General features: G+C 54.6%; 14 protein-coding genes and 2 pseudogenes. 10 read left to right on the forward strand and 6 right to left on the reverse strand.

Annotated elements, in window-relative coordinates:
- Positions 1 to 119 precede the first annotated feature (119 nt).
- The 4 genes from ACP7CZ_RS20575 to ACP7CZ_RS20590 are packed head-to-tail and all read left to right on the forward strand — an operon-like array spanning position 120 to position 7,063.
- Positions 120 to 1,784, forward strand: a complete 1,665-nt coding sequence (locus tag ACP7CZ_RS20575) for a DNA cytosine methyltransferase (protein ID WP_294168065.1) — start codon at positions 120 to 122, stop codon at positions 1,782 to 1,784.
- Positions 1,781 to 3,799: an ATP-binding protein gene (locus ACP7CZ_RS20580; protein ID WP_294168068.1), complete on the forward strand. Its 2,019-nt coding sequence runs from the start codon at positions 1,781 to 1,783 to the stop codon at positions 3,797 to 3,799. Before ACP7CZ_RS20575 ends, ACP7CZ_RS20580 begins: the two co-directional genes overlap by 4 nt.
- Positions 3,799 to 6,117 (forward strand): Z1 domain-containing protein, encoded by a 2,319-nt coding sequence (locus ACP7CZ_RS20585; protein ID WP_294168071.1) that lies wholly within the window; start codon positions 3,799 to 3,801, stop codon positions 6,115 to 6,117. The genes ACP7CZ_RS20580 and ACP7CZ_RS20585 overlap by 1 nt, the downstream gene beginning before the upstream one ends.
- Positions 6,110 to 7,063 carry a PD-(D/E)XK motif protein gene (locus ACP7CZ_RS20590; RefSeq protein ID WP_294168074.1) on the forward strand — a complete coding sequence of 318 codons (954 nt, stop codon included), beginning with the start codon at positions 6,110 to 6,112 and terminating at the stop codon, positions 7,061 to 7,063. Before ACP7CZ_RS20585 ends, ACP7CZ_RS20590 begins: the two co-directional genes overlap by 8 nt.
- A gap of 19 nt (positions 7,064 to 7,082) precedes the next feature.
- Here the strand turns inward: ACP7CZ_RS20590 and ACP7CZ_RS20595 are convergent.
- From ACP7CZ_RS20595 to ACP7CZ_RS20605, 3 genes and pseudogenes are all read right to left on the reverse strand, one after another.
- Positions 7,083 to 7,562 (reverse strand): annotated as a pseudogene (locus ACP7CZ_RS20595) (phage integrase central domain-containing protein); the annotation flags it as partial.
- Positions 7,563 to 7,855: 293 nt separating this feature from the next.
- On the reverse strand, positions 7,856 to 8,428 hold the full coding sequence (locus ACP7CZ_RS20600; RefSeq protein WP_294363109.1) for a hypothetical protein: 573 nt from the start codon (positions 8,426 to 8,428) through the stop codon (positions 7,856 to 7,858).
- A 453-nt stretch (positions 8,429 to 8,881) separates the two neighbouring features.
- On the reverse strand, positions 8,882 to 9,418 hold the full coding sequence (locus tag ACP7CZ_RS20605) for a hypothetical protein (RefSeq protein ID WP_294168083.1): 537 nt from the start codon (positions 9,416 to 9,418) through the stop codon (positions 8,882 to 8,884).
- 303 nt (positions 9,419 to 9,721) lie between these two features.
- Between ACP7CZ_RS20605 and ACP7CZ_RS20610 the strand changes: the two genes are divergently transcribed.
- The 6 genes from ACP7CZ_RS20610 to ACP7CZ_RS20635 all read left to right on the forward strand — a co-directional run bounded on the left by ACP7CZ_RS20610 (position 9,722) and on the right by ACP7CZ_RS20635 (position 20,448).
- Entirely contained in the window at positions 9,722 to 11,101 is a 1,380-nt protein-coding gene (locus tag ACP7CZ_RS20610) for a hypothetical protein (RefSeq protein WP_294168084.1), read from the forward strand.
- 54 nt (positions 11,102 to 11,155) lie between these two features.
- Positions 11,156 to 11,386, forward strand: coding sequence for a helix-turn-helix transcriptional regulator (locus ACP7CZ_RS20615; RefSeq protein ID WP_021492918.1), 231 nt, complete (start codon positions 11,156 to 11,158; stop codon positions 11,384 to 11,386).
- Between the two features lie 557 nt (positions 11,387 to 11,943).
- Positions 11,944 to 12,672, forward strand: coding sequence for an inovirus Gp2 family protein (locus tag ACP7CZ_RS20620; protein WP_294168103.1), 729 nt, complete (start codon positions 11,944 to 11,946; stop codon positions 12,670 to 12,672).
- Positions 12,673 to 13,074: 402 nt separating this feature from the next.
- Positions 13,075 to 15,942 (forward strand): SNF2-related protein, encoded by a 2,868-nt coding sequence (locus tag ACP7CZ_RS20625; RefSeq protein WP_294168107.1) that lies wholly within the window; start codon positions 13,075 to 13,077, stop codon positions 15,940 to 15,942.
- Positions 15,942 to 17,621 (forward strand): site-specific DNA-methyltransferase, encoded by a 1,680-nt coding sequence (locus tag ACP7CZ_RS20630; protein WP_426175016.1) that lies wholly within the window; start codon positions 15,942 to 15,944, stop codon positions 17,619 to 17,621. The genes ACP7CZ_RS20625 and ACP7CZ_RS20630 overlap by 1 nt, the downstream gene beginning before the upstream one ends.
- Position 17,622: 1 nt before the next feature.
- The gene (locus ACP7CZ_RS20635; protein WP_294168116.1) at positions 17,623 to 20,448 is read left to right on the forward strand and encodes a DEAD/DEAH box helicase family protein; all 2,826 of its coding nucleotides are present in this window, start codon (positions 17,623 to 17,625) and stop codon (positions 20,446 to 20,448) included.
- 144 nt (positions 20,449 to 20,592) lie between these two features.
- On the opposite strand, the pseudogene ACP7CZ_RS20640 reads toward ACP7CZ_RS20635, so the two are convergent.
- From ACP7CZ_RS20640 to ACP7CZ_RS20650, 3 genes and pseudogenes are all read right to left on the reverse strand, one after another.
- Positions 20,593 to 20,695 (reverse strand): annotated as a pseudogene (locus ACP7CZ_RS20640) (transposase domain-containing protein); the annotation flags it as partial.
- A complete protein-coding gene (locus ACP7CZ_RS20645; protein WP_294168119.1) occupies positions 20,695 to 21,486 on the reverse strand; it encodes a hypothetical protein in 792 nt (263 codons plus the stop codon). The pseudogene ACP7CZ_RS20640 and the gene ACP7CZ_RS20645, both read right to left, overlap by 1 nt.
- Before the next feature lie 132 nt (positions 21,487 to 21,618).
- Entirely contained in the window at positions 21,619 to 21,972 is a 354-nt protein-coding gene (locus tag ACP7CZ_RS20650) for a hypothetical protein (RefSeq protein WP_294168120.1), read from the reverse strand.
- Positions 21,973 to 22,052 lie beyond the last annotated feature (80 nt).

Genomic DNA, 22,052 nt, shown 5'->3' on the forward strand with positions numbered 1-22,052 from the left:
TAGCGTCCGGTTGACAATTCGTCAAACCGGGATGCGCGTGGTATGAGCATGCCTGAGCCGCCGACCTTCTCCGCTCCGTGCAGCTGGTCTCGGCGCATGTTCCCTATGAGAGATACCGGATGTCCATCCAGACCGAGCTGCGCAAATCGCAGCCCAGCAATACCTACGAAAAGCCCATTGCCCCGGCTGCAGACCTGTCCCCCTCGACTGGCAAGAATTCCCGCGCCTCTACCCCAGACGACGAGCTGATACGCAGCAAACTGCAGCGTATTCAGGAAAATGGCGAAATCCGCTACATGGACATGTTCGCAGGCTGTGGCGGCATATCCCTTGGCTTCCTGACCGCCGGGTTTACACCGGTCGCATCGATCGAAATGGACCCGTGGGCTGCGAAGTCGCACGGAGCTAACTTTGGCTCGCACTCGGTGGGGGGCGATAAGGAAGCGCACCACGCCCCGCGCGACGCGGTAACCGAAACCGCTGACACTGTCTTCGGCGATCTCGGGCTGCTGGGTGCAACGGACCGCCAGATTGATGTTCTCGTCGGCGGGCCACCCTGTCAGGCGTTCGCCCGTGTAGGCCGGGCTAAGCTCCGCGAACAGGCCCGCCTGCGCGAAGAGGTGACCGCAGACGAAGCTTTCTTGGTGGATGGGCGGGTCAGCCTGTGGGAACGCTACGTTGCGTTCATCCGAGCGACAAAGCCTGTTGCGCTTCTGATGGAGAACGTGCCAGACATCCTCAACCATGGCGGCACCAATGTTGCCGAGCTCGTTTCCAAAAGCCTTGCCGAAGAAGGCTACGACGTAGCCTACACACTGCTGAACTCCGTCTGGTACGGCGTTCCGCAGATGCGGGAACGCATGATTTTGGTAGGCTTCCATCGTTCTACCGGCATCAAGCCAAAATTTCCGGTGCCAACGCACCACTTGGTTCTGCCATCCGGCTATACCAGTTCCAAGAATGCTGCGAGGCGAGTTATCAAAGCCGAAGGCTCAGCGCACCACCGCTGGATTCCCGATCCAGCTCCCGACTCTCCCGCGGCCACATCGGCCTCTGATGCGCTGGCAGATCTGCCGCACCTGTTCGCTGAAGAAATGCTTCGCTCGGGTGCCATTCGTCGCGGGGCGAAAGACCCGTCAGAACCTGTAGAGTACACAGCAAAAAAGCCGTCGAATGCCTATTCGCGGCTGATGCGGGAGTGGCACGGATTTGCGACCAAGTCTACGACTGGCCATGTTTTTCGCTATCTGCCGCGCGACTACAAGATCTTCGCCGAGATTCAGCCTGGCTGGGAGTACCCGCAGGTGCATGCCTATGTAGAACAGAAAATTGCGAACTGGCTTGCCGACCGAAGGATACTCGGGTTGCCCACCGACCCGAGAAACGCAGACGTCAGCACATACATTACGTCCTGGCGCATCCCGTATGACCCGGGAAAGTTTCCGAACAAGTGGTGGAAGCTCCGCCCCGACGCCCCGGTACGTACGCTGATGGCTCATCTTGGCAAGGACTCATATTCCCACATCCACTTCGACTCGAAACAGGCACGCACCATCACCGTCCGTGAGGCTGCGCGGCTCCAGTCATTTCCTGACGGTTTCGTTTTCAAGGGATCGATGAATCCAGCATTCAAGCAGATCGGCAATGCCGTGCCACCGCTCTTTGCATATGCGATCGCTCGTGGAATGCGGGAGTGCTTGGGGGCACCGGAGACAATGGACATGCGTGTAGCACTGTTCGATTTGGAGCAATCACAAATCAAGACTACTGAGGGCAGTAAGTGAAGTTCACCATTCTCCGACTGCTGACTCATTCCGAACTCGGCATGTTTCATGAGTACCGTCGTCAGGGGAAGGAACGCGCCAAGCAGCGTTCCATCAACTTCGACTTGGACGTCGTCAACAGGGTTTTTCCTTCAGCAGAGAACCCTGACACCATCGCAATCACCTGCCGGCGTCTCGAAGACGAAGTTACCGTGGTTGAGATTGCTTCATGGCTCAAGCGGCAGCACAAAAATTGGAGATTCGAAGGCGATTGCCCGAAAAGCTCTTTCTACAGTTTCGTCGACCCAGGCGTTCTGTTCGCAATGGTGGTTGACGCCTCGACCACCCCGGCCAATGCATCCTGGGTTGTCATCCCTGCGGACCACCCAGCCTGCTCTTCGATCCTCGGCCATGGAGAGAGCACTCGTCTCGGCAAATCCGCAATGATCGCGTTGTATGGTGATGAAGGCCAGCACTGCCAGGCAGTACTCTCGGAGCATTTCCCGCAGCTATTCAAGGAGGCAGAAACAGTGTCCGTGACGTCACCAAAAGAAAACGACAACAACGGCAACGATGATGACGCTGCACCGGACCCGCTCGGTCTCTTCAATATCCTGGCACGTGCTGGGCACAGCCTGCCCAGCGCCGTCGCCGATCTGGTGGACAACAGCCTGTCGCATGGCGCTCGGGAGATCGACATCACTTTTCCGAGCCCCAACGCGGGCGGTCGGTGGATGTGCATTCGCGATGACGGCACGGGCATGACTCCATCGGGTCTGCGCGACGCCATGAAGATCGGGCACCAGCGTAAATATGACGACGGCGATCTGGGCAAGTTTGGCTATGGGCTGAAGGGGGCGGCCTGGTCCCAGGCCGATCGACTGACGGTAGTATCGAAAGTTGCCGGAAACGAGAGCACGACACTCACCTGGGACAAGGACCATCTCGCCAAGACGCGCCGTTGGGCGCTTCTGAGCGATCCGGTAGCACCCGAGCATACCTCGGCAGTGAATCTCGGCGACTCGGGCACGGCCGTGCTGCTCACACAGATGCGCCCCTCGATGGAGCCTGCAAGAGGCAGGGCAGATTCTCCCTACGCGCAGGAACTCGCTGCCATCAAGTCGCACCTCGAACTGGTCTTCCACCGTTACCTTGAAGGCAAGGCGCGGGGGCGCGAGAAGGTTGTCATACGGCTGAACGATGAGGTTCTGTGTGCCAATAACCCCATGGGGCACCCGTTGACGAAAGAGTACGACCAGCATCGCATCGAGCTTCCCTGCGCCTCCCCGGACAAGATGCCTGTCCTCTATGTTCGTGCGTACGTCACGCCAAACGAGGAAGAGTTCGACGAGTACATCAAGGATCTGCCGCCGCTGGAGCAACGCGTCGAACGCGACCGCCACACCCTGAATGGCCGCGCAAACGATGCTCAGGGCCTTTACTTCTATCGTCTTGACCGCCTTATCAAATGGGGCGGCTGGGAAGATCTCTTCGCCAAGGATGAGCACACCAAGCTGATTCGTGTCGCAGTCGACTTCGATAGGCTGGCAGATGAGCAACTGCAGGTAGATATCAGCAAGCAGCTCATTCGCCTGCCCTTTGCGATCACCAAGCCCCTCGGAGACCTGATCAAGGCCCCTCGCGCAGCAGCCCGCCTCCGGTACAACAAGAAGGAAAAACCTGCGCCGACTCCGAGAGGAGGCGGCAAGACTGTGTCGCCGGCTGGCACGCCAGCGCCAGGCGGCTTGCTGCCTGCAACTACAGCAGAGGGAGGCATCCCCGTGGCGGCGCCTGCTCCGGCCCCGGCTGCAAAGAAGGACAAAACTTCAATACGCCTTGTCAGCAGCGGCGACAAGCCATGGCAGCGCAAGACCGGATTCAAGGGGGAGGAAGTCGAGGTCACGCCGCTGATGCCGACGCTGGTGACGCTCGTGCAGCTCATCGACAAAGATGCCGAGGCCAAGACGGCTTTGTCTGAATTCCTTCGCGCACTGGAAACGGCCGGTGTCCCGGACCAGCTGTCGGACAAGGCCTGATGCAGGTCCGGCTTCCGCTTCACCTTACACTGAAGCCCAGGCTGGCCCTGTGGACTGACGCAACCGCCTGGACCAACTGGTCCCGGCATGAAGCCTATCTGCGAGCCCAGCCCAAATGGAAGCCACACCAGATTGCTTCGGTCGCGGAAGAGTCACTGCGGATCATCTCGAAGACCACACCGGTAGGTCGTCCTGAATTCCAATGTCGCGGTCTGGTCGTCGGATACGTTCAGTCCGGCAAGACCGCCAACTTCACGGCTGTGGCAGCGCGCGCGGCCGATGTCGGCTACCGTCTGATCATCGTTCTTTCAGGCATTCACGACTCACTTCGGAACCAGACGCAGAAGCGCCTGGATCTGGAGCTGGCTGGGACCGGCGTCGACTGGATCACGCTGACCGATGAAACTTCAGACTTTCGTGAGCCGGAGGTGGCCGACGGATTCGCGTCGACCGGTACCGTTCTGATCGTCGCGAAGAAGATCACGCCGATCCTGAAACGGCTCAACCAGTGGTTCGGCAAACTCGAAGGCCGGCTTGCTGATGTACCTGTTCTTCTCATCGATGACGAAGCCGATCAGGCCTCAATCAATACACGCGGAAATCGGCGCGACCCCAGTATCGACACCGACACCGAATCGGATGACGACACGGCCCCGTCACTGACCAACGCCCTGATTCGCGACATTCTCAAAAAGATTCCGCGGGCCACATACATCGCCTACACGGCTACGCCATTCGCCAACATCCTTATCGACCCAGACGCCAGCGACAGCCAGGTCGGCGAAGACCTATTCCCCAAGGACTTCGTCGTGCAGCTTCCGCGACCGGACGGCTACACGGGAACGGAAGAGCTTTTCGGTGTCAGTTCGCAGGGCCGCGATGTACTGCGCCCTGTAGGCTCGGCGGATGTGAAGGCTCTGAAGCCGAAGCCGCGCAAAAGGAGCGAGGCGATTGTTGTCCGGGGACCGCTGGATCTTCCCCAGTCGCTCGCCGATGCCCTGCTGACCTTTGCACTTGTTGGCGCTATCAGACTGCAGCGCGGCCAGGTGGGTAAGCCGAACACGATGCTCGTGCACGTATCCCGGCTCCAGGAGGACCAGATGCGCATTGGAGAGGCGATCCAGGAACAGATCCGCAACTGGTTCCATCATGAGAGCGCCGAACCCGGCGTGCTCAAACAGATGTTCCGGTCAACGCTCGCAGGGTTGGGACCGGTATATTTGCCTTGCAGCGAAGAAACTCTAATGGAAGAGGCCGTGACGAACTTGGCTCGTCTGGTCGTCGTTGTGCTCAACAGTACGACGGGCGACGAACTGGAATACGACGCGAAGCCTGGACGGCAGCTCGTTGCAGTGGGCGGCAATCGGCTGTCGCGCGGATTGACGCTTGAGGGGCTCACGATCGCATACTTCCTGCGCACTACAACACTGGCAGACGCTCTGCTTCAGATGGCCCGCTGGTATGGGTTCAGGACAGGCTATGAAGACCTGATCCGCATCTGGACAACCGAAGGCATCGCTCAGTGGTTTGTGGAGCTGGCGCTGGTCGAAGAATCCCTGCGTAACTCCATCACGGCACTGAACAAGGCCGGCCGCAGGCCTGACCAGATGGCCATCCGGATGCGCGCCCATTCAAAGCTCCTCCTTACCAGCAAGAACAAGAGCAGGATGCAGGCGGATGATGCGCGGTCATGGTCTGGCGAAAACCCGCAGACGATTCTGTTTCCCATGCAGGACCGGGAACTGCTGGAACGGAACTTGGACTTGGCGTCCGCCCTACTGCGACAGCACCCCCCGACACAAGATGCACACGGCGGTGCCATAGCACACGATGTGCCGGCCGAGGACATCGCACTGTTCCTTAGGCGTTATGAGGGACACCCGAACAGCATTGCATTTCTGGGCGCAGAGATTGCCGACTGGATCCTGGAGCGAACTGAAGCGGGGGAGCTGACGAACTGGACCGTGTTCGTAGCCAACCCGGAGCGGGAACGACAGGTACTTCTGGGCGGAAGGCCTTTCGGCCTTGTTCGACGTTCTTTGCAGGCCAACGAGTCGATCGGCATCTTGATCGATCCACGCCATGAAGGTGTCGACCTGCATGGCGGGCCGGGGAACTACCGCGCTGGCTCAGGCTTCAATGCACGGGCAATGCGCGAGGAGCGACCCGCGCAGCAGGGCTTGCTCCTGCTCTACCCCCTGGATCCCGAGCCGCTCCGCGCGCCAACACAGGCAGTGCTGGGCCTCGCACTTTCTCTGCCTCGCACTGCGGACGGCGAACAACGGCTTGTCGTGAACCGTGGGGTACGCAATGGTTGAGATCACGCAGGACCGCTGGGCAAGTCTGCGCGAGCAGCGGCTTCCGTATGAGGACATCTACGAACAGGCAGCCGAAGACCTGGAAGCAGCGCTGATCGGAGTGTCAGACGACGGACGCCTGCACCTGCTGCTGGCCATCGATGTCGCCCCACAAAACCTGCCGCCGGACCTGCAGAGTCTTCAAGTCCGCATCCTGGAGGGCGGACACACTTGGCTGGACGTTTCCGCACGCAGCCATCACGAAGAACTGCTTACGCTGGTAGCCAACAAGGTCCTCCACGCTATCCGCATTGAAGGCCGCGATCCTGCTGTCTCGGTTGAACGCATCATCGACGACATGCGTGCGGCATTGCGCCCGCTCGCACCGGACCTTAGCGCGGCTGAGCAGATCGGTCTTTTCGGCGAACTCTGGGTGCTGTCCAACGTGCTGCTCCCGTCCATCGGTCCTCGCGTCAGCCACCTTTGGAGTGGTCCTGAAAGCGAACGTCATGATTTCGTCGGACAGGGCGTCCACGTCGAAGTGAAAACCACTACTCGATCGGAACCGAAGCACGAAATATCTCGTTTCGATCAGTTGAAGGCGCCCGCCGACAAGCGCCTCCTGTTTGTCAGCGTCATGTTGGAGCGCAGTCTTGGCGGCGACGAAACACTGGCAGACCGCGTCGATGAAATTCGAGAGAAACTGGTATCCGATGGGCGTGCGCTAGATGTTTTCGATTCACGCCTAGGACAACTCGGTTGGCACGAGGGCCTACGACAGGCAGGCGCACTCCTCCGGTTCACATTCCGCGATGTCCATGTCTTCGAAGTTGCAGGTAGCTTCCCCAGACTCCCCGATGACTACGTGCCGCCACTCGGTGTGACAGGCGTTAGGTACAGCATCAATGTCGGCAGCCTGCCGTCGCTCGATATATCGGAGGTTCAGGAAGTTCTGTTAACCGCCTAACGCGTCACCCGACGCCTTAGGTCATGATCTCGTTTAGCCGCTGGCTAAAACGTTTGACCGTCTCCAGGCTGCCTTTCGCTTCGTTGGACGAAGCGACCCGATCACCATCGGCACGGTGATTTTCGCGAGGGGGGGTGTCTTCAAAACTGGGAAACGTCCAGTTTGAGCGAGCGCCACATGCCTTCGGGATAAGCAGGTGTGACGGAATCCTTCTTCAATTCGAACCAGGCGGCGGTCACCTTCTCGAAAGTGCGTTCAGTCTAAGCAAGCTTGGCTTGCCTTACCTCATCACGCTGGGTTTTGGGATCAGTGTCCAAAGCGAGAAGTTTACGCGCCTCTGCGCAGCTTTCTTCCAGGCGTTGGCTCGCGAGAGGTAAAGCGCCATATTTTTACGGTTTCTGGTCTGGGGCTCGCGGTAATTGAAACTCCACATCATCGAGCCGCTCGCGCGTACTCGAAGCTACAAGCCATTTCCGAAATTTTTACCAGTTGCTTTGATGGCCTTGAGCTAGAGATCGGAGAGGCGGGTTGCTTTAGTAGGTATGGGGTACCTCAGCACGGTTTTAGTATCCTGAAAAACAGCATTTGGCAGTCCGAGATACCAACGCGGGTGGAACTCCGAGACTTTCCAAAGCCCCCGTAAGCACTGAAGCCCATGTATCCACTGGATTCCAGACACAAAAAAAGACGTCCAGAGACGTCTTTTTTCGTTCAATTGGCAGGGGCGATCTGAACCTCTACATACTGCTATCTACATGCCATCCAGCGTCAAGGTTGGTATAAAGCCTTCACTCAGAAACTTGACCGCCGACCTGGGCGTACACCATTTGCGAGCACACTTGAGGGACTGCTGGCCTCTCTACGGTGCCGATATTCGTTTGGCCCCAGCGCCCAAGCATCGTCAATATACTGAAAGTAGTTACGGAATGAGTCTTGCAGATTTTTCTTCAGGTCGAGGAGGTACTCTTCTTCGAGCATGACCTTCACGCTAAACTTGTCATCGGTAATTACATTGTCGCAAATTTTTTGCCAGATCCTGGTTTTTCGGTCTCTCTCGGCTTCGTCGTAGTCTCCATTGACGATGACCGCCACAAAACCCTTGTGCTCCAAAGCATATAGAACGCATGGTGCGATCAAGTCAGCGAAGAATGCTGCTTCGAGAAGAGCAATAATTCGATCATCATGATCGCGGTCCCAAACAACGGCAATACGCTGCAGTTTAATGGGCGCTTCAGGCGCAATAAATAGAGGGAGGGAGAGAATGGAATAGTGCGCTTCCAGTGCACCGACGTTGTACTGCTCATCGTATACAGTTTGGAAGAAATCAGAATATTTCGGAAGGTCGTCGCGATAGCGAGAGCGCATAGATGCACCTATGTTTTAGTAATTGCCAATTACAGCGCTGCCTTTTCGGGGACAACGCGATCCGAGTGAATTAAAGTGCTTCTAGGCCCTTTTTGTCAATACCGTGACCCCATATTAATTCGGCGCGGTCACCGGCGCTTTATCTGCCGCGGGCATCCTGCGTCTGGACACTCGGCCGATCATCAGCCAGTCGGTATGCTCCATTTGCCTAGCCACCCACATTGGAAAAGGGGGCTGGAAAAGGGCACGGACTTATTTTTCACTGGATTCCAGACACAAAAAAAGACGTCCAAGGACGTCTTTTTTCGTTCAATTGGTGGGCCGGGGTAATCTGAACTGGAAATGTAACTTGTTGTTTATTAATAAAAAGATCGGTTTTATTTTTTAGTTGGAATGCCATTTGGAATGCCAATGAGATTTGCCTGGCACCTTTTGGCTGCGTGAAGGGGTCGGCTAGATCAGCCTTGCTTCAATCAGTGTGTGCATTTTAAGAGCATCGCTGATGGCTTTCTCGATTTCTCTAGTCTTTTTCTTCGCCTCAGATTGCAGTGTCGCCTGGTCTCCTTTGAAGCCTGGATCAGCCAGCTCCAAGGTGAGCTCCCACATTGACAGAAGCGTGGCCAGTCGTTCGATCTGTCTCACTGCTTCGCGGTGCTGAGCCTTCCAGCGATCATCAAGCTGCTTCACTCGTTTGCGTTCAAAGTCCAAGGCGTCGCGAAGCAACTGCTCTTGCTCATGGTGTTCCTCAAGCAATTTCCCCGCGCCATTGAGGAGATCGGCGACTAAGGCAGTCTCCGTCATCTTCAGTTTTTTTGCGCTGATGCTGAGGGCCTTTTTGGTATCAGTCGGGAGTGTGAACGCGTAGGGCTTCCTTTTCTTACCCGCGTTCAATGATCGATGTCGATGCTGCCGAAGGGCGTTCCTTAGGCGCGTCACGAACTCTAGGCCGTCACGGCTGCCCTGCAGGTACGCAATCGCGTCAGCAACCATTCCATAGCTAGGTTCCTTTCCCCGAGTTGCGTATTTGAGACTGGTTTGTATTCCTTCGTCGGAGGTTTGCTGCATGTAGCGATAGGCCCACTCCCACTCACCTCCCTCCTTTCGCAACCATCGGGGTCTACCTGCATTCCCGGTCATCACCCTTCCTTCCGCTAATTTTCGTTGATTAATTCTAGAGCTAAATCTCTCCTGTCGCCATCGTTTGTAAAAGTGTTACTCGTAGCGTTATGCAGTAACTCTAATCAAATTTATTCAGGGTGTATAATCTGTAATTTAAATCAGGATTATCAAAAAATGACCCTGCGTATTCAGCCCCTCCTACAGAAGCTGACTGATTGCGGACCTGAGGCGCGATTCATATTGGAAGCCATTGCAAGGGGCGGCTCTTATGCTGGTAGTGCTGGCGAGTGCTTCCGAGGCAAGCTGCTTTCGAAACAGCTCCACATGGTGGAAGGAATAGTCACTGCTGCCTTGGGGGAGCTCGTGGCGGTTGGTGTGGTGGAACGTTTGGAGTCGGCCCTTGCCGGAAAAGGTCGGCCAAAGATCAGTTATCAAATTGCTCCTCAGTCGCTGACCACTCTTGAGGGCCAACAATGTTCACATGCCTCTCACCCGGAACATCTGAAGCGGCTTTTCTCTGGAGCTGATATCCCGGCAGAGATATTGGGGGCGCAGCCGAAGCCCCAAAGGGAGAGGTCGACAGTTACCAAGCTTGGAAAACCTGCGCCTCCGGGGGCTCGTAGCAGGTTGAGTATCTGTAATCGATTGCTGCTGGGGGCATTGCTCGCAAATGCCGATCAATTTGGTGTTGTGACAGGGCTCAGCAACTTGGACCTGAGACGACTGACAGGACTCGACGCCGAGAGTTTGAGTCATCGGCTCCAGCGTCTTAGGGGAGTGGGCTTGATTCGCAGCTACGTACCCGGAGTGACCAGTTCGGTTTTTCGTACCAAGAAGGTCAACAGCTCGTACTTCCTCAACCTAAATCATCCAGGCTATGGCTTGAGTGGCGAAGGTGCGGTTTTGGTGCACTGGCTGCCGCAATCCAAAGTTCGGAACGATGCTTTCGGTGTGTTGTTGCGGGACATTCATGGTTTTCGCCGTCCACCTGCGTTGAACCGCGCAGAGACACCCAAGGCGGCTCTTCACTTTCTAGCTCGTGAACGGCGATCTGTTTTCAATGTCTTGCGACTCATGCTCTATCGCTGCGCCTCCGAATTGCTCTCGCGCCACTGGTTTGAGCTCGGTTGTGAAGGTTCGGTCGATCCTGGCTGGCTGAGGGAGCGGATTGAGGCAGACCTGCAAAGGCCACCCGGTTTGGGAACGGGAGAGGTCGAGTCTGATCGGGCGTGGAAGGTTGTCATCGACCATTTTTGCAAACTGGTTTCTGGGATTGCGCAGGCGTACAGAGCGAGGTTTGGTGCGGCGAATTGGATCGGGTTCGATTTGGCGGATCTAAGTATCCTGCCAGTGTTGGAGGGCGAAGGTGACGAAATCATGGTGCTACTCCTACAGCCACGACCGGTGGAGATTTCAACATGCACAATTCTTAGGGAGTCTCAACGTGGTGAGTTGGCAATCGAAAGCTGGGGGGAAGAGTCGGAAATGCCGCTGGACTATCGCTTCGTATGCGGGTTGTTGACACCGCCTACGCGACGGTTACTGAAAAGGTAAGTCATTTTTTACCTCACCTGCAGATCCTCTGAACGAATACGAGGAGCCCCGTTCATGAGGATCATCCGTCTGAAAGAAGTCATCGACTCGACAGGTCTTGCCCGGTCGACCATCTACAAATACATCGCGGAAGGCACCTTCCCGAAACCGGTATCTCTGGGCGACCGCTGCGTCGGCTGGGTCGAGAGCGAGGTGCACGATTGGATCTTGGCAAGGATTGAGGAGCGCGATCTGACCGAGGGTACTTCAGTACGCTCCACCGGCCATCTGAGCATGGCCAGCTAGAACTGACCATCTGCGCCATGATCAGCTCCGGCTGGTCATGGCGAATATGCCGGCTGCCTGATTCTGGCTGCTCGCGATTCTCACAAAGCGGATCGATGTTGTTCTCCATTGATCGGCAGAATCTGCCTAGGCATCGGTTCTCACGGGCTTTCGGTCTGGTTTATGTCCGGAATACGGACTCAGCGAAAACTGCCGCTGTAGCTTGGTGAGCGTGGTGGATTCTCCCGAGCCAGTCGGAGCTGTCTGTTGCGGTGCGGGTAGTATGCTTTTACTAGTTATTACTACCCTTAGGGTTCCCATCTAGCCCATTAGTGGCAAGCACCACTGACCAGATCCAATACACGTAAAAGGTATTGATCATCATCGGACACTGAACCACTAAGCGAAGGGGCAGTACTCAGCTCATCCAGAGCCTTTGCCCAGCCAAGCAACCAGACCAGTCCGCCGCAGGAGGGCAGTCCTCATTCCTCGCGGATGAGCTACGTCACCGGGCATCCAGTCGGCATGAATCAGGCAGGGAAGGAAACCGGTAAATTAAAATTCCGCTGGCATGGCTTATGAAACTCGACTACTCAGAGATCATAACCATGTCCAACAAAACGGATACCACCCAGCGTTACCCTCTCCGCCATCCCGACAACAACAACCTCCATCTGCACTACGACGACAGCTTCGAAAGCCTACCTGTGATGGTGAGTAAGGGGCCTTTCATTCGGGAGTACCTGTCTGATCTTAAGCACACCATCGAGTTGGCTATGGCCGAGTATCCGAGAGTGTTGGCCTTTAGGGTAGATCTCAGGCTACCCCAGGGTATCGAGCTGCCCGATTACGCCTATACGAACCAAGTCATCAGCAAGTTCTTTGAGTCCTTCACGAGGAAGATCCAGTACCACCAGGATAGAGTGGGTGAACGTGGCTACGCTCGTGGCTGCAAGGTCAGGTACGTCTGGTCGAGGGAGATCGGTCAGGAAGGTAAGCAGCATTACCACCTGCTCATCCTCTTGAACAGGGACGCCTATTACACGGTAGGGCGGCTGGGTTCAGAGAGGGTGAACATGATCAGCCGCATGGAGGAATCCTGGGCTGGTGCGCTGGGGCTGTCAACTGAGCAGGTCAGAGGGCTGGTACACATCCCGAAGAATGCGGATTATCGAGTCGACCGCGAAATGCGCCGTGGCGAGATCGATGAGTTGCCAGAGCTGTTCTACCGATCCAGCTATCTCTGCAAGGTTGCTACGAAGTCTTATGGCGAGCGTCATCGAGGCTTTAGCGCTAGCAGGGGGTAGCGCCAGCGGGCGTCGCTCGTCTTAGGCTGGGTGTTATCATTCTGGAATACGTACCAAGTCTGAGCAGTTGGTCTGTGGCTACGTTGGCAGAATACTCGTTTCTGGCCAGTGGGCCCCACTAACTGCCTGACGCTACGCGCAAAACACAGGATACGCCTTTACCCATTATCCCGCGGTAGATAAGGTGGCAGACGTTGTAAAAGTAGGCTGCGACGATCCAGTGGTGGTTCGCTGTGGCACTGCAATTCCCGCCTCTGGCCCCCAGCATCCAATTGAGTGAACCTGTCAGCATTTCATACTGAAGCGCTCAAATTACGAGCAGTTGCACGTATCACTAAGACAATAGGCTTGACGAACAGGATTTGCTATTGCAAGCAGACCTCAATAAGGATTTTTTGTCAGATGATTTACAGCCCGTACCAGGCGAAGTATTTCGCCCACTTCTTGACTCGCGAAGGTATCGGTGCCGACGAGTCTTTGACCCAGTCCTTGTCTTCGGCGCGGGTGGATCTGAACCCGCACCAGGTCGATGCGGCTATGTTTGCCTTGCGTTCGCCCTTATCCAAAGGCGTGCTACTGGCTGATGAGGTAGGGCTTGGCAAAACCATCGAGGCGGCGTTGGTGCTCAGCCAGCGTTGGTGGGAGCAGCGCCGAAACCTTCTGTTGGTTGTGCCGGCCTCTCTTCGCAAGCAATGGGCCACGGAGCTGCGTGAAAAGTTCTCACTGCCCTCGGTCATTCTTGATGCCAAGCGCCTTAAAGACTTGTCGGCCAGCGGGCAACCCAATCCCATTGGGCGTAAGGAAGGCATCATCATCGTCTCTTACGAATATGCCGCTCGTATCGCCCATCAGCTGCAAAAGGTTGCTTGGGATCTAGTCGTGTTTGATGAGGCGCACAAGCTGCGTAACGTCTTTAAGGCTGCTAACAATTCCCGAGCAGCGGTCCTGCGCGATGCCTTACAGGGTTGTCAGAAGCTTTTGCTGACGGCAACGCCGTTGCAGAACAACCTGATGGAGCTATATGGCCTCGTTACGATCATTGATGAGGCTTACTTTGGTTCGGAGCAGGCCTTTAAGGCCGAGTTCGGCGGCAAGGGCAATCTTGCCGCTATGACCTTGCTACAGAATCGTTTGGAGCCCATCTGCAAGCGCACCTTGCGCCGTCAGGTCCAAAAGGCTGGACTGATCAACTACACCAACCGCTTGCCGAAAACCTTTGACTTTACCCCCAGCAAGCTTGAGCTGGATCTGTACGAGTCAGTGTCGGCGTACCTGCAAAACCCAGACACCCTTGCTCTAGGTAGAAATGGCCGTCACCTGGTGACCTTGTCCCTGCGCAAGATCCTAGGTTCATCCTCATTTGCCATTGCCAAAACCTTGGACAAGATGGTCAACCGCCTGCAAGCCAAGCTAGTGGTTGATGACGACACCCTAGATGATCTAGATGGCTTTGCTGAGGACGCTGAGGATTGGCGTGATGCTGGTTCTATCGCCGCAACCGAAGCGGATGCTGTCGAAGACCATTCGGATGATGATCTTGATGAGATAGACCCGAAAAAACTTCAGGCCGAGATCGCCGAGCTGACGCACTACCGGGATATCGCTACCTCAATTAACGACAACGCCAAAGGGCGAGCGCTCTTGGAGTGCTTGCCAATCGTTATGGCTGAGATTAAGGAAGTCAAAGGCGGGCAGCACAAGGCCGTGGTGTTTACCGAGTCCGTGCGCACCCAAGCCTACTTGCGTGATCTGCTGGAACAAAACGGCTTTGCTGGTCAAACCGTAGTACTCAACGGCTCAAACACCGATAAAGACAGCACAGCCCTCTACAAAGCCTGGCTTGCCAAAAATAAAGGCACTGAGGTCGTCTCCGGCTCTAAATCTGCCGATATGAAAGCAGCCATTGTCGATGCTTTCAAACATGACCGCTCCATCCTCATTTCCACGGAGTCCGGTGCCGAGGGTATCAACCTGCAGTTCTGCTCGCTGCTAATCAACTATGACTTGCCCTGGAACCCCCAGCGGGTTGAGCAGCGCATTGGCCGTTGCCACCGCTATGGGCAAAAGATCGACGTCACCGTGATCAACTTCCTCAATCGCAAGAACCAGGCAGAGGAGCGCATTCACCAGCTCTTAGAGCAGAAGTTCAAGCTCTTCGAGGGCGTATTTGGCTCATCTGATGAAGTATTAGGTGCTATTGAGTCTGGCGTGGATATCGAACGGCGTATTCTGGAAATAGTCCAGACGTGCCGTTCGAACGACGAAATCAATGAGGCCTTCGATAAGCTGCAGGAAGAGTTCAGTGTCGAGATTGATGCAGCCAAACAGGCTGCACGCAACCAAATTTTGGCTGAGATGGACGAAAAGGTGATTGAACGCTTGATGAGCCGCAAGGAGGGCGTTCATGCCGCCCTAGGCGACTTCCGCAGGGCGCTGTTGACCCTTGCTCGTGCTGAACTACCCCAGGCCCACTTCCATCCAGATCATGCCGAGCGCTTTGATTATCAAGGCAGCACCTGGTCTACCGAATGGCCTGAGGCAGAGGATAACGGCTGGCGCTTTTTCCGCTTGGGCGATGGAGGCCTGGCAGACAAGCTAGTGGCGCAGGCTAAAGCGCGATCAACTCCCATGGCGTCACTCGCGTTTGACTACAACGCCTATGCTGGCAATCTGGCGGATGTGGCCAGCTTGCGCGGGCAATCCGGCTGGTTGCGACTCTCACGCCTAACGCTACAAACCCCCGCTCGCACTTGGGATGAGCTAATCTGCGCAGCCTTCACTAATGACGGCAGCATGCTTGACCCGAGTACCGCCGAACGCTTGCTGCACATTCCTGCCCGAGAGCTTGGCGCACCAGTGGGGCAGGCGCCCGAGGAAGAATTGACGGGCGTTACTGAGGCGCGGCAAACGGTCCTAGTTGGGCATGCGCAAGAGCGTTTGGGTGACTTCCTCAACGAAGAAGAAGATCGCCTGGATGCGTGGCGTAATGACGCCCGTGTGGCCTACGACCAGCAAATAAAAGAGCTGACCAAGCAGGCCAATGAAAAGAACAAATTGGCGCGTGCGACGACTAATCTGGCCGCCAAGCTTGAGCTACAGCACGAAGCAAAAGCCCTAAAGCGCCAAGTAGATGAGCTACAACATCAGCTCTATACCCGCCTGCGTGAGATCGATAGTGAGCGCGAAGCCATGTTAGATGTCATTGCCGAACAACTTAACTTAACGCCACAGGTGGATCACCTGTTTACGATTCGATGGAGCCTGATCTAATGGCCGGTAAAACAAAACTTGAACTGACCTGGATTGGCAAAGACGAGCGTCCGCGCCTCGAACCGCGCATTCTGATTGAAGAGCCCGAGTTTTCCCATCACGCAGAAGCACGGCGTGAGGGTGATCAATTCGACAATATGCTTATCCATGGGGACAATTTGCTCGCGCTAAAAGCGTTGGAAACTGATCCCAATGTGCGTGGCAAGGTGAAGTGTATCTTTATCGATCCGCCGTATAACACTGGATCGGCGTTTGAGCATTATGACGACGGTGTTGAGCATTCACTTTGGCTTAGTATGATGCGGGACAGGTTGGAGATATTAAGAAATATTCTCGCAGAAAACGGCTCAATCTGGATCACTGTGGATGACAATGAGGCCCATTACTTGAGAGTTTTGTGCGATGAAGTATTTGGTAGGTCTAATTTCATTGCAAACACGGTTTGGCAGAAGCGATATTCCCGCGAAAATCGAGTAGTGTTTGGTGCCGCGCACGACCACATTCTTATATACGCGAAGAACGCCTCAAACATTAGGGCGTCTCTAAATAAGCTTCCCTTGGAAGAAAAACAACTGAAAGTTTACAGAAACCCGAACAACGATCCCAAAGGCGCTTGGCGTGGGGTATCCTTGGCTGCACAGGGGTTCCGTCCCAACCAAATGTATAAAATTACGGCACCAAACGGGAAGGAACATTTTCCTCCTGCCGGATCATGCTGGAAAGTTATTGAGCCAAAGTATCAAGAGTTGCTGGAAACTGGACTTATATACTTTGGCAAGGACGGAAACGCGGTGCCCTCAAGAAAGCAGTATCTTGCCGACATCGAAGGCATTGTTCCGTGGACTTGGTGGCCGCATGAGGAATCAGGTCACACTGACGAGGCAAAGCGCGAAAGCCAGGGCTTGTTTGGAATCGCCGATGCGTTTTCGACGCCAAAGCCGGAGCGGCTTTTGCAGCGCATCATTCACATCGCTACAAACCCCGGCGACCTAGTCCTCGACTCCTTCGCAGGTTCAGGCACAACCGGTGCAGTAGCCCACAAAATGGGGCGCCGCTGGATTATGGTCGAACTGGGCGAGCACGCCAAAACCCATATTGTGCCGCGTATGCAAAAGGTCATCGACGGCTCTGATAAAGGCGGTGTAACTGAGTCTGCGAATTGGCAGGGTGGGGGCGGCTACCGTTTCTTCAAACTCGCACCTTCGCTGTTGCAAAAAGACAAATGGGGCAATTTGGTCATCAACAAAGATTACCAACCAGAGATGCTGGCCGAGGCCATCTGCAAGCATTTTAATTACACCTACGCACCTTCCGCCGAACACTACTGGATGCACGGCAAGGCCACAGAAAACGCGTTTATCTATGTCACGACTAACAGTTTGACCTTTGACCAACTCAAGGTCCTGTCTGATGAGGTAGGGGAAGAGCGCAGCCTGCTGGTTTGCAGTATGGCCTATGAGGCCGCTGGCGATAACTTAACGAACCTAACCATCAAGAAAATCCCCCGTGTGGTATTGGATCGTTGCGAGTGGGGTAGAGACGATTACTCCTTAAAAATCGCAGCCTTGCCTCTGCAAGACGAAGAGCCCGAAGAAGCGGACTCCAAGCCGAACAAATCAAGAAAAATTAAAGCATCGTTAGCGCAGACCAGCCTATTCGATGGCTCTGAGGGAAACTGAGATGACTGAACTAAACAAGGATCGTGTAGTTGCCCAAATTAGTCAGCGCCTCTCGTTACGCAAGCCTCAGGCTGAGGCTCTTCGGCGCCTCGACACCATCGTAGGGCTTATTGATCCGAAAAAGGGCACTGATGTCGAGGCTGCTCGGGAGCAGGTGCGTCAGGTATTCGGTGAGGTTACTGATGCGGACTTTACAGATTTTGAACGTGACTTCCCGTCGGTTTGTTTCTCCGTTGCCACCGGTGTAGGTAAGACCCGCTTAATGGGCGCCTTCATCAGCTACCTGCACATGATTGGTAAGAGCCAGAATTTCTTTATTCTGGCGCCAAACCTGACGATTTATGAGAAGTTGCTGTTCGATTTTGATCCGCGTAGTCCTAAATATGTGTTCAAGGGCATTGAAGCCTTTGCCCATAACCCGCCTTTGATTGTTAACGCTGAAAACTATGAGGAAGGTCGCGGTGTACGCGGCGCGGATCTATTTGGCCGCGAAAGTGTGATCATCAATATCTTCAACATTTCGAAGATCAACTCCGAGGTACGAGGCGGGGCTGCCCCTCGCATCAAGCGCCTGCAGGAGTACATTGGCGACAGCTATTTCTCGTACCTATCTGAGCTTGATGACCTGGTACTGCTGATGGATGAAGCGCACCGTTATCGCGGCAGTGCCGGCTTCAAGGCCATTGCCGAGTTGCAGCCCATTATGGGCCTTGAGGTGACGGCGACGCCGAAAACTACGGGTAGTAAGCCCCAGTCATTTAAAAACGTGGTGTACCGCTACGACCTGCCTGATGCAATGGAGGATGGTTATGTGAAAGAACCTGCCATTGGTACTCGGGCGAACTTTAATTCGAAGTCGGTCGATGCCGATGCGCTCCAGCGCATCATGCTTGAGGACGGAATTAACTACCACGAGCATGTCAAGGTGGCGTTGGAAACCTACGCCAAAAACTACGATAAGCCGATAGTGCGACCGTTTATGTTGGTGGTTACCAAGGACACCACGCACGCCTCCGAGGTAAGACAATTTGTGGAGTCAGACGGTTTTTTCGGTGGTCGTTACAAAGGCCGTGTTATCGAAATCCACTCAAAAACTTCCGGTGAAGAGAGTGACGAGAATGCGCAGCGCTTGCTGAACATCGAAAAAAGCGGCGATACCGACATCGTTATTCACGTTAACAAACTGAAAGAAGGCTGGGACGTTACTAACCTGTTCACTATTGTTCCATTACGTGCCTCAGCTTCCGATATTCTGACCGAGCAAACCTTGGGGCGTGGTCTGCGCTTACCTTATGGCAAACGCACGGGGGTGGCTGAAGTCGATCAGCTCACCGTGATTGCCCACGACCGCTTCAATGAACTGATTGAGTTGGCCAAAACGGAAAACGGCGTTACTAAAAAACTTAAGCAAGTTTTTATTGGTGAGAACGGTGACGTGACCTCAACGAAACCTGAGGCCGTAACCACGCCAAATGTGGTGCAGCACTTGGTGCAGTCCATGCTGCCGAAAGTAGAAGGTAGTGAAAAAAGCACTGCTTACAAAATTCCTGCTCCCTCGAGCCCTGCCGGTGTGGCTGAGGCGCCAGCGCGTTTTATTCTGCAAACAGCGCAAGAAGTGGAAGTGGCTGAGAAGACCCTTCAGATTGTGGTTCAGCAGACCGCTAAACAAGTAGGAAGCCTTGCGGATATCAATAAGCCGGAAGTGCAAGCCGCTATTGTTCAGGCCATTCAAGCGGAGCAAAAACCGCAAGCTGAGATATTTCCGGTTGAAACGCTGAAAATTGAAGCAATCGTGAAGTCGATTTGCAGTCAGTTCGTTGAGCGAATCATTGCCATTCCGGCATTGACCATCACACCGACCCAAGATGTGTCTTTTGGCTTTAAACCGTTCGCGTTGGATCTTAAACACTGGAACCATCAACCGCTCTCGAACGAGTTATTGATTCAAGTTTTACGAACAGAGAAAACGCAGTCCATTAGCGGCGATGCCCATGATGAGCAGCAAGAGTGCCTAGAAAACTATATCGTTGCCAAACTCATGGATTTTCCAGAAATTGACTACGACACGCACTCCGAAGTGCTTTACCAGCTGGCTGGCCAAGTAGTTGCGCACTATCAAGCTAAATACGATAAGCCCGAAGAACTGCGTAGTGTGTTGCAAGGCCACTCTCGGCAAATGGCCGATGCCATCTTTTCGGACATGAAGAAAAATATGTGGCGCGGGAAAACAAGTTACCGCGTTACTGTGAGTGCGGCATTCCAAGACTTGCGTCCACAAACTTTCGATAATGCAGGTAGCCAATATTCATTGGACTTTCGCCAAGCACCGCCAAAGCTTAACGAGATCAAGCGTTATATTTTTAGCGGTTTCAGTAAGTCCTGCTATCCATTGGCTAAGTTTGACTCAGATACGGAACGTAAACTGAGCGAGATTTTAGAAAAAGAAAATGGCGTTAAGCTGTGGATGAAACCCGGCCCCAACCAATTCAAACTTTATGACTCAGATGGCTTGCCTTACCAGCCAGATTTTGTGGTTGAAATGCAAGACCGCATTTTGATTATTGAAACCAAACGCGCAGATGAAATTAACGATGCGGTGGTATTGCGTAAAGCAGAAACGGCAGCGCTTTGGGCGCATATCGCCACTGAGTTCCATGCGAAGAAAACTGGCGGTAAGCCGTGGTCTTATTTATTAGTGCCACATACGGACGTGGTCGGAAACTCTACGTTGGCAGGTCTTGCCGCAAAATACACGCGCCAAGCGGACACTGAGCTTTTGACCCGCTATGAGCTATCTAACGAGCTGGGTTTAGGTCTGCAAGCGTAGGACAGACCACGAAAAAAAAAGGGTAGCTCCGGCTACCCTTTTTTGTGTGTCTTTGATCCCCACCTACCGAAAAGTAGAAATCAGGTTCACCGTGGCACTGCTGGCGAGCAGTCCCAGGAAAAAGCGCTCATAGTCCGCCACCGACTACACATGCGGCAGCTTTGAGTGTGTGGCGCAGCCAGACATAAGGTTCTTGGCCGTTGGTTTTGGCGGTTTCCACCAAACTGTAGCTCTGCGCAGTGGCCGTTACTGCAACAGATAACCGACGGGTTGATTGTCCTTATCGAAACAGAGGATGGTCTCGCAGAAGCCGCCGATCTGGTCGATGTTTGATTCAGCAACTGCCGGCAACCACTTACCAAGTTCAGCAATCGGTACCTTCTTCTCGTTGATGTAGCAATCGTCATCCATACGCGGATTGCACCAGGCACTTTTCACGTCCGGCCATTCTAATTGGGCCGAGGTGGCAAGTGACTGCTGTGTCGATGCTTGTGCACGCCCCTTCTGTGCCTGCCAAGCTGCATAACCACCTTCATAGCGCCCGTCGAACGTTGGTATAAGTTGATTATCTGGGACGCCAATGTCCAGGTAGAACTGGTGCAGGAGAGATCCCGCCTCGGCATAAGACACCTGATGCGAGGTATCGACACGGTAGGCCACCGGCTTGCCGTCGGTGCTGACTCCGATGCGATACCAGATCGACAGGGTGAAGAACACGTCCTGGTTCCAGTCACCCACGATGGTGGCGTTTGTTCGGCACTTGCCGCGTAGGCACGTACCGCTTACTTGGTTGACGTAGCGTACATCCTGCTGGCGCTGAGCATTCCAGATGAGCACCTCGCGGGCGTTTTCCAGCCAGGTGCACTTGATCAGCGGCTGACCATTGAAGGCTTTCTTATTGATGCAGGGGATCGCTTCGGGGAGTCCATTGGTGGACCTCTCGTCCGGGTAGGCTATGTTGTTCCAGGCGTAATGGTCAATGACGGCATTGGCATTGGCGCAGAACGCGAGCAGCAGAATGCTGAGTATCCGTTTCATGAGGTAACTCCTATTTATGGTTTCTTGCGAGCGAGAAAGAGGAACCGGCCGTTTCACGACCAGTGGCGAAGCACGCGAGTCCAGTAGCGCAGTGGGGCTCTTCGCTGTTGGTTGCAGTGGGAATGAGGAGGGCTACTTCTTGTAAACAACCTTAAGCCGCTTGTTGACGTAGTCCTTGATGATTTCGTAATCGGGGTTGTAGGTAACGAGCGTATGCCCTACCCCTGCTGTGGCCGTTAATGCCGCGATGGTCAATGTGGCGGGTGTTGTCAGGATGCTGAATACGGCACCCAGTGCGCCGCCTTGTACCACTGCACTTTTCACATCGCTTTTGACTCGACACTTCAGCCCCTGGCTTTCAATCTTGGTTTCGACCAGTTTGATGCCTGCCATGAAATTTCCCCTGAGGCCATGGATTTCGAAGGACGCTTTGCTTTTCACGAGACTTTCAATCTGCATTTCATTCAGACCTGTTACGACGATCATGGGTTTTCCGAGCTCCCTGCAAGAGATATTGGTTTTGAGAAAAGGTCGAATACCAACCTTTTAGGGTGAGTCTCGGTTTG

Source organism: Pseudomonas sp. DWP2-2 (genome assembly GCF_049897065.1).
Taxonomy (GTDB): domain Bacteria; phylum Pseudomonadota; class Gammaproteobacteria; order Pseudomonadales; family Pseudomonadaceae; genus Aquipseudomonas; species Aquipseudomonas paracarnis.

What these genes read in the sequence shown, in the direction of transcription:
- ACP7CZ_RS20575 (WP_294168065.1), top strand. Translation starts at nt 120, where the DNA reads ATGTCCATCCAGACCGAGCTGCGCAAATCGCAGCCCAGCAATACCTAC.
- ACP7CZ_RS20585 (WP_294168071.1), top strand. Translation starts at nt 3,799, where the DNA reads ATGCAGGTCCGGCTTCCGCTTCACCTTACACTGAAGCCCAGGCTGGCC.
- ACP7CZ_RS20590 (WP_294168074.1), top strand. Translation starts at nt 6,110, where the DNA reads ATGGTTGAGATCACGCAGGACCGCTGGGCAAGTCTGCGCGAGCAGCGG.
- ACP7CZ_RS20600 (WP_294363109.1), bottom strand. Translation starts at nt 8,428, where the DNA reads ATGCGCTCTCGCTATCGCGACGACCTTCCGAAATATTCTGATTTCTTC.
- ACP7CZ_RS20605 (WP_294168083.1), bottom strand. Translation starts at nt 9,418, where the DNA reads ATGGTTGCTGACGCGATTGCGTACCTGCAGGGCAGCCGTGACGGCCTA.
- ACP7CZ_RS20610 (WP_294168084.1), top strand. Translation starts at nt 9,722, where the DNA reads ATGACCCTGCGTATTCAGCCCCTCCTACAGAAGCTGACTGATTGCGGA.
- ACP7CZ_RS20615 (WP_021492918.1), top strand. Translation starts at nt 11,156, where the DNA reads ATGAGGATCATCCGTCTGAAAGAAGTCATCGACTCGACAGGTCTTGCC.
- ACP7CZ_RS20620 (WP_294168103.1), top strand. Translation starts at nt 11,944, where the DNA reads ATGAAACTCGACTACTCAGAGATCATAACCATGTCCAACAAAACGGAT.
- ACP7CZ_RS20625 (WP_294168107.1), top strand. Translation starts at nt 13,075, where the DNA reads ATGATTTACAGCCCGTACCAGGCGAAGTATTTCGCCCACTTCTTGACT.
- ACP7CZ_RS20630 (WP_426175016.1), top strand. Translation starts at nt 15,942, where the DNA reads ATGGCCGGTAAAACAAAACTTGAACTGACCTGGATTGGCAAAGACGAG.
- ACP7CZ_RS20635 (WP_294168116.1), top strand. Translation starts at nt 17,623, where the DNA reads ATGACTGAACTAAACAAGGATCGTGTAGTTGCCCAAATTAGTCAGCGC.
- ACP7CZ_RS20645 (WP_294168119.1), bottom strand. Translation starts at nt 21,486, where the DNA reads ATGAAACGGATACTCAGCATTCTGCTGCTCGCGTTCTGCGCCAATGCC.
- ACP7CZ_RS20650 (WP_294168120.1), bottom strand. Translation starts at nt 21,972, where the DNA reads ATGATCGTCGTAACAGGTCTGAATGAAATGCAGATTGAAAGTCTCGTG.